15 protein-coding genes are annotated in these 15338 nt (G+C 45.3%); 8 read left to right on the top strand and 7 right to left on the bottom strand.

Going from position 1 to position 15338, the window contains the following annotated elements:
* Nucleotides 1-71: 71 nt before the first annotated feature.
* Nucleotides 72-1499 carry a sodium-dependent transporter gene (locus KHN79_RS05705; protein WP_182008072.1) on the bottom strand — a complete coding sequence of 476 codons (1428 nt, stop codon included), beginning with the start codon at nucleotides 1497-1499 and terminating at the stop codon, nucleotides 72-74.
* Nucleotides 1500-2134: 635 nt separating this feature from the next.
* On the opposite strand from KHN79_RS05705, the gene cls reads away from it, so the two are divergent.
* Both cls and KHN79_RS05695 read left to right on the top strand, forming a co-directional pair.
* Nucleotides 2135-3589: a cardiolipin synthase gene (gene cls / locus KHN79_RS05700; RefSeq protein ID WP_182008073.1), complete on the top strand. Its 1455-nt coding sequence runs from the start codon at nucleotides 2135-2137 to the stop codon at nucleotides 3587-3589.
* Between the two features lie 241 nt (nucleotides 3590-3830).
* Complete coding sequence (locus tag KHN79_RS05695; RefSeq protein WP_182008074.1) at nucleotides 3831-5036, top strand: cystathionine beta-lyase; 1206 nt, start codon at nucleotides 3831-3833, stop codon at nucleotides 5034-5036.
* 49 nt (nucleotides 5037-5085) lie between these two features.
* Here KHN79_RS05695 and KHN79_RS05690 read toward each other — a convergent pair whose 3' ends face one another.
* From KHN79_RS05690 to pspA, 4 genes are all read right to left on the bottom strand, one after another.
* Nucleotides 5086-5658, bottom strand: coding sequence for a DNA-3-methyladenine glycosylase I (locus KHN79_RS05690; RefSeq protein WP_182008075.1), 573 nt, complete (start codon nucleotides 5656-5658; stop codon nucleotides 5086-5088).
* A gap of 199 nt (nucleotides 5659-5857) precedes the next feature.
* The gene (gene pspC, locus KHN79_RS05685) at nucleotides 5858-6247 is read right to left on the bottom strand and encodes an envelope stress response membrane protein PspC (RefSeq protein WP_182008076.1); all 390 of its coding nucleotides are present in this window, start codon (nucleotides 6245-6247) and stop codon (nucleotides 5858-5860) included.
* Nucleotides 6240-6473 carry an envelope stress response membrane protein PspB gene (gene pspB, locus KHN79_RS05680; protein WP_182008077.1) on the bottom strand — a complete coding sequence of 78 codons (234 nt, stop codon included), beginning with the start codon at nucleotides 6471-6473 and terminating at the stop codon, nucleotides 6240-6242. Before pspB ends, pspC begins: the two co-directional genes overlap by 8 nt.
* Nucleotides 6474-6487: 14 nt before the next feature.
* Nucleotides 6488-7159 carry a phage shock protein PspA gene (gene pspA / locus KHN79_RS05675; RefSeq protein ID WP_182008078.1) on the bottom strand — a complete coding sequence of 224 codons (672 nt, stop codon included), beginning with the start codon at nucleotides 7157-7159 and terminating at the stop codon, nucleotides 6488-6490.
* Between the two features lie 232 nt (nucleotides 7160-7391).
* On the opposite strand from pspA, the gene pspF reads away from it, so the two are divergent.
* The 6 genes from pspF (at nucleotide 7392) to KHN79_RS05645 (ending at nucleotide 13887) form a co-directional block, all read left to right on the top strand.
* Nucleotides 7392-8417 (top strand): phage shock protein operon transcriptional activator, encoded by a 1026-nt coding sequence (pspF, locus tag KHN79_RS05670; RefSeq protein WP_182008079.1) that lies wholly within the window; start codon nucleotides 7392-7394, stop codon nucleotides 8415-8417.
* A gap of 240 nt (nucleotides 8418-8657) precedes the next feature.
* Nucleotides 8658-10277, top strand: a complete 1620-nt coding sequence (locus KHN79_RS05665) for an ABC transporter substrate-binding protein (RefSeq protein ID WP_182008080.1) — start codon at nucleotides 8658-8660, stop codon at nucleotides 10275-10277.
* Complete coding sequence (locus KHN79_RS05660; RefSeq protein WP_182008081.1) at nucleotides 10277-11239, top strand: ABC transporter permease subunit; 963 nt, start codon at nucleotides 10277-10279, stop codon at nucleotides 11237-11239. The genes KHN79_RS05665 and KHN79_RS05660 overlap by 1 nt, the downstream gene beginning before the upstream one ends.
* Nucleotides 11226-12113: an ABC transporter permease subunit gene (locus KHN79_RS05655; RefSeq protein WP_182008082.1), complete on the top strand. Its 888-nt coding sequence runs from the start codon at nucleotides 11226-11228 to the stop codon at nucleotides 12111-12113. The genes KHN79_RS05660 and KHN79_RS05655 overlap by 14 nt, the downstream gene beginning before the upstream one ends.
* Nucleotides 12113-13108, top strand: a complete 996-nt coding sequence (locus KHN79_RS05650) for an oligopeptide/dipeptide ABC transporter ATP-binding protein (RefSeq protein WP_182008083.1) — start codon at nucleotides 12113-12115, stop codon at nucleotides 13106-13108. The genes KHN79_RS05655 and KHN79_RS05650 overlap by 1 nt, the downstream gene beginning before the upstream one ends.
* Entirely contained in the window at nucleotides 13105-13887 is a 783-nt protein-coding gene (locus KHN79_RS05645; RefSeq protein WP_182008084.1) for an ATP-binding cassette domain-containing protein, read from the top strand. The genes KHN79_RS05650 and KHN79_RS05645 overlap by 4 nt, the downstream gene beginning before the upstream one ends.
* A gap of 67 nt (nucleotides 13888-13954) precedes the next feature.
* Here KHN79_RS05645 and KHN79_RS05640 read toward each other — a convergent pair whose 3' ends face one another.
* Both KHN79_RS05640 and KHN79_RS05635 read right to left on the bottom strand, forming a co-directional pair.
* The gene (locus KHN79_RS05640) at nucleotides 13955-14344 is read right to left on the bottom strand and encodes a DUF2750 domain-containing protein (RefSeq protein WP_182008085.1); all 390 of its coding nucleotides are present in this window, start codon (nucleotides 14342-14344) and stop codon (nucleotides 13955-13957) included.
* A 75-nt stretch (nucleotides 14345-14419) separates the two neighbouring features.
* Nucleotides 14420-15325, bottom strand: a complete 906-nt coding sequence (locus KHN79_RS05635) for a manganese-dependent inorganic pyrophosphatase (protein WP_182008086.1) — start codon at nucleotides 15323-15325, stop codon at nucleotides 14420-14422.
* Nucleotides 15326-15338: the final 13 nt, after the last annotated feature.

The following is a 15338-nucleotide window of genomic DNA, read 5'->3' as shown; positions in this document are numbered from 1 at the left end:
TCGGTATTTTTAAATACAAAAAAAGGGAGCCTTTACAGAGGCTCCCTTTTGCAAGCTATAAAATTAACTGGTTATAGTTTCTTAGAAAAGATACCTGCAACCACAATAGTTGCTAAACCAATTAGCATGATCTCACCCTTGCCGCTATCGAAACCTGATTTGATACCCATAAATGCAACAATAGCGATTGCGAAAGGAATCACGTATTTAACCAAGTTGTACCATAAGCCAAACATAGGGAACGAGACTTGACCGTCGTTGGTAATTTCTTTCTCAAGGTCTGCACGGTTAAGGCGCCAACCTGCAAAGATACACAGCAACATACCGCCAACAGCCATGAAGATTTTGTCAGTAAGAAGATCGAAAATATCAAAAGCGCCAGTACCGAACAGTGTTGGCCCCATACCGCCAAGAGACAATGATGCGAATACACAAAGTGTTGCCATCACTGCACTTGCTGAAAGTACTGCACTTGAGCGCTTCATGCCTTTTTCGTCAATTAAGTAAGCCACAACAACTTCAAGCAAAGATACTGAAGAAGTCAGTGCCGCAGCCGTCAAGCCAATGAAGAACATCAAAGCAAGCGCGAAACCAACCAATCCACCCATTTCAGCAAACAGTTGCGGAACTACAACGAACACCAAGCCAGGACCCGCTGCTGGCTCCATGCCAAAGGCAAACATTGCCGGGAACATTGCGATACCTGCAAGGATTGCCACGCCCGTATCCATCGCAGTAATAATACCAGTTGTCTGAACGATGTTTTCTTTCTTCTTCAGGTAAGAACCGTAAGTAATCATACAGCCCATACCTAAACTTAGTGAGAAGAACGCCTGACCTAGTGCAGCAAGTACAACGCTACTGTTAACCTGTGAGAAATCGGGCATGAACAAGAACTCGATGCCTGCCATTGCGCCAGGAAGCGACAATCCTTTCACTGATACAATGATCAGGATAAGGAACAATAACGGCATCAGGATCTTACCAGCTTTCTCGATACCACCAGAAATGCCCTTCATTACGATCATTACATTCAGGAACAGATATGCTGCCATCCATAGTAATGGCTGAACGGGATCAGAAATGAATCCACCAAAGCTGTCGCCGATAGCTTCAGGTGTGCTAAGAAGTCCGCCACCTACTTTAAATATGTAAGCCAGAGCCCAACCGCCCACTACAGGGTAGAAGCCCATGATTAAAAGACCACTTAAAACGCCCATTACGCCGGTAAATGTCCAGCGACGGTCAGCAGATTTAAATGCACCTACAGCTGCACGGCCAGTATGGCGGCCTACAGCGAATTCGGTCAGCATAACGCTAAAACCGATAAAAATAACAAAGACTAGGTAAATAGCAACGAACGCACCGCCACCACTCTCGCCTGCCGTATATGGAAATTTCCATATGTTACCCAGACCAACAGCGGAACCCGCTGCGGCCATGATGAAGCCTAGTTTAGACCCCCACGTATCACGTGGTGCTGCAGTTGTTGTAGCCACGCTTTATCTCCATATATTTGTGTTGTGTTTGCATCCCAATAGGCGTCGAAAATGTGTGTATAAATTTAGTTATAGTCTTATAAAATTATTGTTAGACGCCCAATCAGTCGCCAGTAAACCAGTTCCGCGTTAAAATTAAAAGCCTCAAGAAGTACATTTAACGCACAATTTCAACATTTCTCATGTTAAATGCTGATTTTTTATCCAAAATTTAACAAATAGCCTTACATATCAACCAACAGTAACAGATTCCCCTGTTATGAAATTCATTACTTATATAGAGTTAGCTCTAATTCTTAACGGGAAAACTATTTCCCCAAGCCACTTTTACGCTTAATATCCTAAAGGAATCTATTAGGGTCTGTTGACCTTTCGAGCTGATTTTTGCAGCAGTTTGTGGATTCTTTATACAAGGCAGAGGCTTTGAAATGTAGTTGCCCTACCTGATAAGCCGATAACGCAGTAGAAAGGAGCCACAAACGCTGCCCGAAGGGTTCGGCTAAAAGCGTTTTACTCTTTGTTGAGAGGTATTTTGCTTAGAATGCTAGGCTACAAACCTCTCGCCGCGATCAAAACGCTTTTATCTCGAACAAAATTTAACCGCGAAAGGTCAACAGACCCTAACTTGAGCATATATGGATAAGTTCTATCACTTTCTTACTATTGCAAGCATCGTACTCTATTGGCTTTTAGTCGCTGGTGTGACAATCAGGGTCGTTATACAACGCCGCTCCGTTAGTGTGTCACTGGCCTGGCTGATGATCATTTATATTCTTCCTGTACTTGGTGTTGCGTGCTACTTCCTGTTTGGTGAACTTAACTTAGGAAGAAAGCGAGCTGAACGTGCTAAAGAGATGTTTACTCCTTTTGCTAAGTGGTTCAGTCAGCTTAATGACTGCCACGCTCATATGCCGGAAACGATGGGACGCCACATCTACCGGATTGATGAGTTATGCAATAACCGTCTTGGATTACCAGCGCTAAGCGGCAATACACTTTCTTTACAGCAGCTCCCTGAAGAAATCCTACATTCAATCATTGAGGACATCGAAAATGCACAAACCAGCATTCGCATGGTGTTCTACATTTGGCATCCCGGAGGTTTGGCTGATGCTATCGCTTCATCTCTAATTCGTGCGTCCAAACGCGGTGTTGATGTAAAGCTCTTACTTGACTCTGCCGGCAGCCCGCGCTTTTTCAGAAGTCCTTGGTACAAAATGATGAAAGACGCCGGGATTCACGTGAGGCAAGCACTGGAAGTGAGTATGTGGCGTATTTTCCTGCGCAGACTGGATCTCAGACAACATAGAAAAATCATCGTCATCGATGACGAGATTGCTTATACCGGTTCAATGAACCTTGTCGATCCTGCTTACTTCAAACAGAGCAGCGGCGTAGGTCACTGGATCGATATTATGGTTCGAATTACCGGGCCAACGGTCAATGTACTTAGTGCAATTCATTGTTGGGATTGGGAGGTCGAAACAGGTAAACGACAACTACCTAAGCTTCCTGAATGCAAAATCGATAACTATGAATACCAGCATCCCATCCAAGTCGTCCCATCAGGCCCGGGGATGCCAGAGAACCTTATTTATCAGGTACTAACTCTGGCAATTAATCAGGCTAACCGTTCTGTCAGGATTACGACCCCATATTTCGTACCGAGTACGGACTTACTCGAAACACTTAAAATGACAGCTCACCGTGGCATTGAAGTAGAACTGATCATTCCACATAAAAACGACTCTGTGATGGTTCAGTGGGCTTCACGAGCCTTTTATAGCGAATTGCTCACCGCTGGGGTAAAAATATATGAGTTTTACGGCGGCCTTTTGCATACCAAATCCGTTGTTATCGACGACCAGTTTTGTTTAGTAGGAACGGTAAACATGGATATGCGAAGTCTGTGGCTTAACTATGAAGTCACCCTTGCTGTTGATGATGAACACTTCACCAAAGAGATGGCATTGTTACAAGATAGCTATATCAAACGATCCTATCCTGTTGAGCAAAAAGTCTGGGAAAAGCGGACTCTGTTCTCGCGCTTTCTGGAACGAGTATTCTATCTGTTTAACCCCCTGCTTTAATGATACTTTCCTCAAACGACAATCCCCTAACCCCTTACCTTAGGTAGCGCGATTGTCGTTTCTCCTATCCCGTCTTGCTTCATTAGAACAACTAATTCAGCTACAACTAACCAGCTATTCCATAGTGCTATGAGTTGTTCCAAGAGGTTATTGGCTGATAATTGAGTTTTCCCTTGCAAACAACAGGTCGTCCATGTTTTAAATAACGCATATCGTTATATTTATTTAGACAGGGATTTTTATGTCAGAGGGAAAGAAAACCAAACTGATAACCGCAGGGCGCGATAAAAAGTGGACAAACGGGGTAGTTAACCCACCAGTTCAGCGTGCTTCTACCATCGTATTTGACACGGTCGCGGAAAAGAATAACGCGGCGATTAACCGTGCTAACAAGACGCTATTCTACGGACGCCGAGGTACCAACACGCATTTTGCTTTTCAGGATGCAATGGTTGAGATTGAAGGTGGCGCGGGATGTGCTCTTTACCCTTGCGGTACTGCTGCGATTGCAAACACCATCCTCTCTTTTGTCGAGACCGGCGATCACATCCTTATGGTTGATACCTGTTACGAGCCAACTCGCGGCTTCTGTGACACCATCATGAAGAAAATGGGCATAGAAACGACCTATTATGACCCTATGATTTGTGAAAATATCCGTGATTTGATTCAACCAAATACCAAAGTACTTTTCCTTGAGTCTCCGGGCTCTATCACTATGGAAGTACAAGATGTTCCGACTCTGGCGCGTATTGCACATGAGCACGATATTATCGTGATTCTGGATAACACTTGGGGTGCTGGCGTTAACTTTTCTCCGTTTGATCATGGCGTCGATATCTCTGTGCAAGCAGCAACAAAATACATTGTCGGCCACTCTGACGTGATGCTGGGCACTGCCGTCGCATCTGAGAAGTACTGGGATCAACTACGTGAGCAAAGCTATCTGATGGGTCAGTGTGTTTCTCCTGACGATGTTTACCTTGGACTGCGCGGGTTACGTACTCTGGATGTCCGCCTTCGCCAGCACGCAGAAAGCAGCCTGAAAGTAGCAAAATGGTTAGAGTCTCGACCAGAAGTTGATCGTGTACTTCATCCTGCTCTGGAAACATCACCGGGACACGAGTTTTTCAAACGCGATTTTACCGGTGGTAATGGTCTGTTCTCCTTTGTTCTCAAAACGTCATGCCCTAAAGCAACAACGGCACTTCTCGACGGTATGAAGCACTTCAGCATGGGTTACTCTTGGGGCGGATACGAGAGTTTAATCCTTGCCAATGAGCCTAAGAGCTTTAACAGCCTGCGTACTGTCTCACACCCACATTTTGAAGGTACTTTGATCCGCCTTCACATTGGTCTGGAAGATGTGAATGACTTGATAGCTGATTTGGAAGCTGGATTTGCGCGGTATAACGCCCTGATTTTGGAGAAAGAAGTTTCTCTTTAAAAAGAAGTTTAATTAAAAGTATGCCCTCGATATGAGGGCATATTTTATATCAGTCAGTCTGTGAGGTCTTACACTTACAGCCAACAATGTGGTCATCTACCATGCCAACCGCTTGCATAAACGCATAGCAGATGGTCTCCCCAACGAATTTAAATCCCTTCTTCTTAAGGAACTTACTCATCGCTTTGGATTGCTCCGTCGAAGCGGGAACTTCGCTCATATCCTTCCACTGGTTAATGACGGGTTTGCCATCAACAAACTGCCACAACGCGTTTGATAAACTTCCGTACTCTTCAATCAGTTGTTTGGCGGCCTTCGCATTGCTGAACACCGAATTGATTTTTCCTCGGTGCTTCACCACATCGAAATGTTCGACAATATATTCAGTGCGAGACTCATCTCGATTGATCAACGCATCCAGATCGTAGTTTTCAAACGCTTCTCTGTAGCCTTCACGTTTCTTGAGAATGGTAATCCAGCTCAGACCTGCTTGTGCACCTTCCAGGGTAATGAACTCAAACAGAATCCTATCGTCATATACTGGTATGCCCCACTCTGCATCGTGGTATTCGCGCTCTAGCGGGTGATTCATCGCCCATGCACAAGATAATTGCTCTGTCATTATCAATCCTTATAGCAACGTTCCTTTGAGCCGCCTCTCATAGGGGTAACTAAATTACCCTGTTGACCAAAGTGAAATAAAAAAACCTGACTCCGACAGTGTACCGGAATCAGGTTTTATTAATAGCGGCTTATCAGATTTGTCAGCGTTGCGCAGACACTACCTAAAAGCTGGCTTTAGATATTCGCTAGGACTTACCTCAGAGTTTACTAAACTCTTGGTTTACCTTGAAAGTATCGGACGTTACGTAAGCTTCCATGTTGCGAATTTTTCCGTCGATACGGTCAAAATCACGTTCTAATACACTCAATAGCTGCTCTGGGCTTTGGCCTTGCTTCCACGGCTTGCTTTTCAGTGTATGGTCTTGTTGCGCTTTAATATTTTCCGAATACGTTACCGGCTGTTTTTCTAACATAAACGCTAACGCGACATACGCTAGTAATACCAGAAACGTCCCGCCCAGCAGCGCTGCAGAAATAACGATGATACGAATCAACCAAACCTCTGCACCAAAGTAGTTGGCAATACCGGCACACACGCCGGCGAGCTTGCCGTTGACGGGATCACGGTATAGCTCTCGCTTATTCATACTTACGTCTCCATGTTGGTGACTCAGTATCTAGAATGCGCTCCAATGTATCCACCCGGGACTGCATCGCTTCTGCTTTTTCAGACAGTACCTGAAGGCGCTCTAAGTCTTGGCTCGACAGTGCACTATCCGTTTTACGCTTACTGCGATAGTGTAAAAAGAGCCATAGTGGAGCGACAAAGATTAAAAAGACAATCAGCGGTCCTGTTAAAAAAAATGTCGACATAAATGGCTCCTTAATTATTTATCTTGAGATGACATCTGCTCTTTCAGTTTTGCCAACTCTTGTTCAATTTCATCTTGTGCCTGAAGCTCTGCAAACTCTTGTTCTAAAGACTTTGCTTTACCTGTAGCTGAATACAGATCCGCTTCTGCTTCCAGCTCATCAACTTTGCGTGAGTATTGCTCAAACTTCGCCATCGCTTCGTGAGTGCGGCTAGTATGAAGGTGCTTTTGCACATCACGACGATTAGATGCCGCCTGGCTACGAATCACTAATGCTTGCTGTTTCGCACGAGTTTCTGTGATTTTGCTTTCCAGTTTTCCAATTTCACCAGTTAGCTTCTCAATTGTTTCTTCAACCAGAGTCTGTTCTGTGTGAAGACCTTTGAGCATGTGTTCCAGCTTTTGCTTCTCAATAAGTGCAGCACGAGCCAAATCTTCGCGCTCTTTAACCAATGCAAGGCTGGCTTTTTTGCTCCACTCTCCAATTTGCTCTTCTAGTGAATCTACTTTACGAGCCAACTCTTTTTTGTCTGCGATTGCTTTCGCTGAGTTAGTGCGAACTTCAACAAGCGTATCTTCCATCTCTTGGATGATTAGACGGATCATTTTTTCAGGATCTTCCGCCTTGTCCAACAATGCGCTGATGTTTGAGTTAACGATATCTGCAAAACGAGAAAAAATACCCATGACGGAACTCCTACTTTTTTCTATTAAATCTCGACAAGGTGGTGATCTACCTTGTGTCTCCCTGAATATATAACAAGTAGCGTGCCAACTTTTATATGTTAACAAAATCAGCCTGTTACAGGTTTAGTTGTTGTTAGGCACTGTTGTGCTATGATGTTTTTCACCAACAGTTGGTGAATTTCACTAACACTCAATTTAATTCACACCTAGGCAGCTAAATAAGAAGGAATCTATGAAGCAAAACCTAATTGGTGAATCACCTGCTTTTCTCGCGGTCTTAGATAAAGTATCACAACTGGCTCCAATTGAACGCCCTGTTCTTATTATAGGAGAGCGCGGTACCGGTAAAGAGCTCATCGCACAACGTTTACACTACTTATCAAGACGTTGGGACAAACCACTTCTATCATTAAATTGCGCTACATTAAGCGAAGGGTTGATCGATTCAGAACTTTTTGGCCACGAATCCGGCTCTTTCACAGGCTCAAAAGGCAAACACAAAGGCCGCTTTGAGCGCGCAGAAGGGGGCACCTTGTTCTTGGATGAGCTTGCAACAGCCCCGCTTTTAGTTCAGGAAAAGCTGCTACGTGTGATTGAGTATGGCGAGTATGAGCGTGTCGGTGGGCATACGGCGTTAAACGCTGATGTGCGCTTAGTCTGTGCTACCAATGCGGATTTGCCCCGTCTTGCACAGCAAGGTGATTTCCGGGCGGACCTGCTCGACCGGTTAGCTTTTGATGTCATCATGTTACCGCCGCTTCGCGAGCGACAAGAAGATATACTCTCGCTAGCAGAACACTACGCAATGAAGATGTGCCGAGAGCTTCAACTTGAGTATTTCGTCGGCTTCACTCCAAGTGCCCAACAAGCACTACAAGCGTATTCCTGGCCCGGTAATGTACGGGAGCTAAAGAACGTCATCGAGCGTGCGATTTATCAGCACGGACTAAATCCTGAGCCAATCGACCAGTTAATATTTAATCCGTTTGAGACACATTGGAACAATGCTTTAGGGAACAACGCTTTGGGCCACAGCGCAGAAAAAGAGTCTTCAGAGCAGGAAAGCAAAGAACAGACATCATCAGCGCAATTCCCGCTCGACTATAAGCAATGGCAAGAAGAACAAGATATTGAACTGCTTAATCGCGCACTAGAAGAGGCTAAGTTTAATCAGCGTCAGGCTGCAGAGCTACTTGGGCTCAGTTATCACCAACTGCGTGGAATGGTGAGGAAGTACGGTTTAGTTGGACAAAGTTAACTTCTCCGATTTAACTCACAATCCCATACCGAAAATTGCAACTTGGCGTCAACAAGCAGCGAAAATTGCGTCTACAGTGATATATAGAACAGTAATTTCACCTAACACACTGCGAGTAAAAAGATTTTGTGTTTGGAGCAAGTTCTCAAAGGTGTTAAATTAGCGGGATCATTTTCGCTTGTTAACTCGGGAAGAGTCGCTCCAAATGAAACAAGCAGGATCCAATGAACATTTCATGATATGAATGCTTTTATAAGATTATCGCTGAGCCTTATCGGGATTAGCTTACTGACAGCCTGTGGTGATGAGATCGACCACAACGATATTCGCCAAACCGGATTCGTGTTTTGTGGCCAGGGTAAGCCAACCACGTTTAACCCGCAACTGATTGATAGTGGGATTACCGCTGAAGTGTTAAGCCCTCAGCTGTATGACACTCTGCTTACTCTCGATTCGACATCTCATCAACCTGTCGCAAATATCGCGGAGAGCTGGTACGTTAATGAAGATGGGACTGAATACACATTCAAGCTCAAACAAGGCGTTCAGTTTCAGACAACAGCGTGGTTTACTCCCAGCCGGGCTCTAAACTCCAAAGATGTCGTATTTAGTTTCAAACGAATCATTGATGATAGCCACCCTTTTCATGACGTTGGCGGCGGCCTATACCCGTGGTTTGCCGGACTGGATTTTAAGAATTTGCTGCAGGATGTTATTGCTGTAGACAATAACACCGTGACGTTCATACTTTCAAAACCTAACTTTTCTTTCTTATCTAATATTGCAACCAGCTATGCCGTGTTGTTATCGGCTGAGTACGGACAACAGTTAGCCGCAAAAGATCACAAAGAGCAGATAGATCAACTGCCTGTCGGAACAGGGCCGTACCAGCTCAAAGAGTTTCAAGTCAATGACTTGATTCGCTTAGAACGTCATTCCAAATACTGGAACTTCCCTGCAAAAATGGAGCAAGTTGTCTTTGATATTTCCCATCGTGGTACCGGAACCCTGGCAAAGTTGCTACGAAATGAATGTGATGTACTAGCGTCACCGATCTCTAATCAGATTCCGATCATCCAACAGAACGAAAACTTGGAGTTAACAGCAACGCCAGCTAACAACGTGTCTTTCATTGCGATTAATACCAGTAATCCAGCGCTCAGCGACGCCAGAGTACGTCAGGCGCTCAACCTGGCCATCAACCGTCAAAACATTCTGGACTCGGTCTATTACGGCACGGGAACTCAGGCTTACACCTTGCTCTCACCTAACTCATGGGCATATCAGAAAGACAGCGTAAAAATTCGCTACGACAGAAATTACGCTCTTGCCCTGCTTGACGAAGCTGGCTATCAAGATGGATTGGAGCTAAAAATGTGGGTACCTTTGGAGCCACGCGCTTTCAACCCTAGCCCGCGCAAAACCGCAGAACTTATTCAGTCAAGTTTCGCTGATATAGGCGTGAAGTTAACGCTGATTACTGAAGACCGTTTTGAACGTTCTGATCTGGACAACATTAATAATCTGGACCTGCTGCTCACCGGTTGGATTGGAGATACGGGCGACCCTGATAACTTCTTCCGACCACTGCTATCTTGCGAGTCTGATCGCGTAGGGCTGAACGTATCTATGTGGTGTAACGATGACTTCGATTTCTTGTTGGATCTGGCTTTAGAGACACAAGAACCCAGGTATCGACTGAACCTGTACCGACAGGCACAAAATATACTGAATGAACAGTTTCCGGTCATTCCATTGGCGCATGGTGTACAGTTCCGTGTTCATGACAAGTCACTGACCGGCTTCAAAACCAGCCCTTTCAACGCACAGCCATTTGATAGAGTAGAGAGAATCCACTGATGTTTTTGTATACCGTTAGAAGATTTAACCTGTTTATCATTACGTTGATGATTCTCACTATAGGTGGCTTCTCTCTGCTAAGGCTTGATCCTCTTTCACACTGGGCACAAGTCGATTTCTGGTCCGGGTGGAAAACGTATTTAGTCAGCCTGTCTCAACTCGATTTTGGGGTAAGTAAGCGCGGCAATGCGATTTATGATGAGTTGGCCGTCGTGTTTCCTGCTACCTTAGAACTGTGCTTTTTTGCCTTTCTTGTCGCTCTTTTAATCGGTCTTCCTCTCGGAACCATTGCAGGTATGAAGCAAGGCAAATGGGTAGACACTGGTATTTCATTCCTGTCTATGTCCGGCTACTCCGCACCCATTTTTTGGGTCGCGCTACTTATGATCATGGTCTTCTCTCTTGAGTATCAGTTTTTCCCGGTTGCGGGGCGATACGATCTTCTGTATGAAATTGACCATGTTACTGGATTTGCAATCATTGATGCTTTTATGGCGAAGAGTGAATACAGAGCTAACGCTTTACAAAGTGTTATCGAACATATGGTACTTCCTTGTCTGGTATTAGCGCTCGCTCCGACCACACAGGTTATTGGCCTGATGCGATCTTCAGTGGCAGAAGTAATGCGACAAAACTACATTCGCGCCGCAAGAATCAAAGGCCTGTCTAATCAAGAAATCGTCACGCAGCATGTACTGCCGAATGCAATTCCGCCCATCATCCCTAAAGTTGGTGTTCAACTATCAAGCATGATCACCCTCGCTATTATCACGGAGTCGGTATTTAACTGGCCGGGAATTGGTCGATGGCTATTGGATGCTCTTGCAAACCGGGATTATGTTTCTATTCAGGCTGGCGTTATGGTGCTTGCGACATTGGTTCTGACCGCGAATATACTCTCGGACTTGATTGGTGCCATGGTTAACCCTTTGGTGAGAAAGGAATGGTATGCTAACAAATAACGTTTATCAGGAAGAACACATTCCGACTCAGTTTGAGAGATTCTGGCGCAGTTACCGCGCAAACGGTTTAGCTATGTTTGGCCTATGGTGCCTTATATTCATTGTTTTAATAACCATATTTGCCCCACTTATAGCCCCCTTTGATCCGCAGGCACAGTCTGGTGAGTTACTCGTCCCGCCTTCCTGGTCACCATCAGGCACTGTCGATTACTTCTTAGGTACGGATGACTTAGGCCGAGATATTCTTTCGCGCCTTATCATAGGTTCTCAGCTGACATTTGGTGCAGCAGTCGGCATTACGCTAACAGCCGGTATCATCGGTTGTTTAATTGGCGTCTTGGCCGGTATGACCAAAGGCTTGCTTTCCAGCACACTAAATCACCTGCTCGATACTGTCATGTCTATTCCATCGCTGCTTTTAGCGATCATTTTTGTGGCATTTTTGGGCTTTGGTGAGTTTAATATTTTGCTCGCGATTTGCCTGGCGCTCATTCCGCGTTTTATTCGTTCCGTCTACATCGCAGTGCATACCGAAGTTGAAAAAGACTACATCATGGCGGCACGACTGGATGGTGCGAATGATTTCTACCTGCTATGGAACTCAATGCTGCCAAACATTCTCAATGTTATTGCAGCCGAGTTCACTCTGGCCTTGTCTACCGCTATCCTCGATATTACCGCGCTAGGTTTCCTCGGTTTGGGTGCACAAGCACCGAGCACTGAATGGGGTGCTATGCTGGGAGACTCCGTCGAACTGATTTATATTGCACCCTGGACAGTGACCTTACCCGGCCTGACCATCATGTTCACTGTAATTACCCTAAACTTAGTAGGTGAAGGGATACGCCGATCGCTTAATGCGGGGATCGAATAATGCCGTTATTAGACATTCGTCATTTGACCATTGAAATTGAAACACCTCAAGGAATGGTGCGAGCTGTTGACAGAATGAGCCTTACGCTAAATGAAGGCGAAATTCGCGGCTTAGTGGGTGAATCCGGTTCAGGGAAAAGCCTTGTAGCGAAAGCCATTGTTGGCGTGACTAAAGAAAACTGGCGAGTTACAGCCGACAGGATGCGCCTGGGTAATATTGACTTACTGCAGCTCACGCCGAAAGAACGCCGCCGGGTGATCGCTCGTGATATCGCGATGATTTTTCAGGAGCCGTCTACTTGTCTAGACCCGTCTGAACAAGTTGGCCGACAACTCATCGAGTCGATTCCATCCCGATCATTTGACGGCAAATGGTGGGAGCGATTCAAATGGCGTAAAAAACAAGCCACTGCCCTACTCCATAAAGTGGGAATCAAAGATCACAAAAGGGTAATGAGCAGTTACCCTTACGAACTGACTGACGGTGAGTGTCAGAAAGTCATGATTGCGATGGCAATTGCAACCAAACCAAAACTCTTGATTGCTGACGAACCAACCAATGATCTGGATCCGATTACTCAATCTCAGATCCTGCGTCTTCTGAGCCGAATGAATCAGCTTAACAATACGACAATATTGCTAATTGGCCACGATTTGACCACGATTACACAGTGGGCGGGCCGTATCACCGTTATGTATTGTGGTCAGTCAGTGGAATCGGCAGACACGCACAAGATCATTGCCGCACCTAAGCATCCTTATACCGACGCACTGCTTAAAGCGATGCCAGACTTTAATGACTGGGTGCCGCACAAACAAAAATTGCAGTCTCTACCAGGCTCAATTCCACCACTACAGCATCTTCCCATTGGTTGTCGATTAGGGCCTAGGTGCCCGTATGCACAAAAGCAATGTGTTGAGATTCCTCACACGAAAACAATCAAAAATCATAAGTTTAACTGTCACTTTCCACTGAACACGGAGAAGAAGTCATGAGTGCGCTACTAGAAGTCGATAACCTGTCGAAGCAGTTTGTCACGCGCTCTCGTTTTTTTAAACGTCAGACTAACGTGGCTGTAAAGCCTGTCAGCTTCACTCTAGAACCGGGACAGACCATCGGCTTTATTGGTCAGAATGGTTCGGGAAAATCGACGCTTGCCCGCATGTTAGCAGGCGTAGTAGAACCAAGCTCCGGAGAAATTCGCGTTAACGGTGAAAGACTGGAACATAAGGACTACGCAACTCGTTGTAAACTGATACGTATGATTTTTCAGGACCCAAATACTTCGCTAAATCCTCGTATTCAGATTGGTCGTATTTTAGAAGGGCCATTGAAGCGAAACACAAATATGCCGCCAGACGCACGTATGAAGCGTGTTAAAGAAACACTATTGCGTGTTGGACTGCTTGCCGAGCATGCCTATTTTTATCCGCAAATGTTGGCTGCAGGTCAGAAACAGCGTGTTTGCCTGGCTCGTGCTTTGATACTTCAACCGTCCATTATCGTTGCTGATGAAGCGTTAAACGGTTTAGATATGGCCATGCGTTCGCAGATTCTTAACTTATTCTTAGAACTGCAGGAGGAAATGGGGCTGTCTTTCGTTTATGTATCACAACACATCGGTATCGTGAAACATATCACCGATAAGGTCATGGTCATGCATGAAGGTGAAGTAGTTGAATCTGGCGATACCCAGCAGGTTCTTACTCACCCAGAGCACGCGATTACTCAACGGTTAGTTGAAAGCCATTTCTATAAAGCACCCAACCACTAAGCGTTATTGAAAAAGCCTGCATTATTGCAGGCTTTATTGGTTTTTACGCTGGATAATACCCTTTAGGCTATCGTCTTCCAGCAATCTTACGAAGTTCGAAGTCAAACTCATCCGGAAACAGAACAACACCCTCTTCGTTCTGATTTGGAAATACTACAACTGACAGCTCGTCGTCTTCCAAACCGGTAGTCCAGCGACTGTGCCATTTATTCAGTGAGATCGCTTCCGGTTCACAGTTTTCCCATTCACCTGTCGCCCACTGTTGGGCAAACTCTTCATTTGGCCAAACCGGGACACAATCGTCATCTTCTGTATTGAGCATTACACAGCCGTGTTCATCTTTAAGAATCCATACTTTACGATTCGCAACGATCTCTTTTACACAGTACTTTAATCGTTGCTCCTCGTTATAACGGTTAATGGTATCCATTTGCTCTTGGGTTAATGCTTCAGACATGTTCGTCTCCTGTATCCCATAGAAAAATGCCCACCTGATGGCGGGCATTTAAATTATAAACGGGTAATGTAGAAATTACGCAAGTTCGCCTTGAAGCCAAGGCCAACCTTGCTTCTTACGGCTTAGGGTATTTTCCATCATTAGCATGCCGTCTTTCTCATGCTTAACCAGCTTCTCAGCCCACTCACCTTTATAAAGAAGACGAGTTTGAGCCGTAGTGATGTCTGTCAGCATGACAGCAGCGAACGCTAGATTATCTTTCTCACAACGAGAGACTAGATCTGCTTCTAGCGCTTCGATCATGCCGTCAACCTGCTCAAGAGTTGCAAGTTCAACCTGACCAACAACGACGTCACGACCGTTGAATGGGTAACCTTTAAGGTCTTTTTCAACTAACTCAGCGGCAGATAGACCTTCGATGTTTGTCTTAGCAATCAGAAGATCTTTCGTGAATGCGTCAACATCTTGTACGTCAGCGATTTCAGCTAGCTCAGCAACTGCATCTTTGTCTTTTTGAGTACAAGTCGGAGAAGCAAAACCTACGGTGTCAGATAGGATAGCTGACATCATTAGCTTAGCAATTTGTGGAGTAATCGCATGGCCTTCAATCTTAAACATGTTGAATAGAACCGTGTTAGTACAACCAACAGGCCAGATCCATGCTTCCATTGGGTTCACTGTCATCACGTCACCTAAGCGGTGGTGGTCAACGATACCTGCGATTTCAGCTTCTGCGATGTCGTCTGGTGCTTGCGCTAGATCTGAGTAATCTACCAGCCAAACTGTCTCGCCCGCTACTGACGTGCGTAGTTCTGGAACTTCTGCACCAGCCACTTCAAGGATGTGCTGAGTTTCACGGTTGATTTCGCCCTGACGAATTGGCATTGCTTCAACACCACGCGCCTTTAGAAGTTCAGTTGCAACAAGTGCACTACAAATACTGTCACTGTCTGGGTTCTTATGACCTACAACTAGAATCATGTTTCTTCCTATT

Origin of the sequence: Vibrio sp. B1FLJ16, assembly GCF_905175385.1 — a bacterium.
Lineage (GTDB): Bacteria > Pseudomonadota > Gammaproteobacteria > Enterobacterales > Vibrionaceae > Vibrio.
The sequence above is the reverse complement of the archived record's forward strand: the minus strand, read 5'-3'. Positions and strand labels throughout refer to the sequence as shown.

What these genes read in the sequence shown, in the direction of transcription:
- pspF (WP_182008079.1), top strand. Translation starts at nt 7,392, where the DNA reads ATGAAGCAAAACCTAATTGGTGAATCACCTGCTTTTCTCGCGGTCTTA.
- KHN79_RS05665 (WP_182008080.1), top strand. Translation starts at nt 8,658, where the DNA reads ATGAATGCTTTTATAAGATTATCGCTGAGCCTTATCGGGATTAGCTTA.
- pspC (WP_182008076.1), bottom strand. Translation starts at nt 6,247, where the DNA reads ATGAATAAGCGAGAGCTATACCGTGATCCCGTCAACGGCAAGCTCGCC.
- KHN79_RS05650 (WP_182008083.1), top strand. Translation starts at nt 12,113, where the DNA reads ATGCCGTTATTAGACATTCGTCATTTGACCATTGAAATTGAAACACCT.
- cls (WP_182008073.1), top strand. Translation starts at nt 2,135, where the DNA reads ATGGATAAGTTCTATCACTTTCTTACTATTGCAAGCATCGTACTCTAT.
- KHN79_RS05635 (WP_182008086.1), bottom strand. Translation starts at nt 15,325, where the DNA reads ATGATTCTAGTTGTAGGTCATAAGAACCCAGACAGTGACAGTATTTGT.
- pspA (WP_182008078.1), bottom strand. Translation starts at nt 7,159, where the DNA reads ATGGGTATTTTTTCTCGTTTTGCAGATATCGTTAACTCAAACATCAGC.
- KHN79_RS05645 (WP_182008084.1), top strand. Translation starts at nt 13,105, where the DNA reads ATGAGTGCGCTACTAGAAGTCGATAACCTGTCGAAGCAGTTTGTCACG.
- KHN79_RS05690 (WP_182008075.1), bottom strand. Translation starts at nt 5,658, where the DNA reads ATGACAGAGCAATTATCTTGTGCATGGGCGATGAATCACCCGCTAGAG.
- KHN79_RS05695 (WP_182008074.1), top strand. Translation starts at nt 3,831, where the DNA reads ATGTCAGAGGGAAAGAAAACCAAACTGATAACCGCAGGGCGCGATAAA.
- KHN79_RS05640 (WP_182008085.1), bottom strand. Translation starts at nt 14,344, where the DNA reads ATGTCTGAAGCATTAACCCAAGAGCAAATGGATACCATTAACCGTTAT.
- pspB (WP_182008077.1), bottom strand. Translation starts at nt 6,473, where the DNA reads ATGTCGACATTTTTTTTAACAGGACCGCTGATTGTCTTTTTAATCTTT.
- KHN79_RS05655 (WP_182008082.1), top strand. Translation starts at nt 11,226, where the DNA reads ATGCTAACAAATAACGTTTATCAGGAAGAACACATTCCGACTCAGTTT.
- KHN79_RS05660 (WP_182008081.1), top strand. Translation starts at nt 10,277, where the DNA reads ATGTTTTTGTATACCGTTAGAAGATTTAACCTGTTTATCATTACGTTG.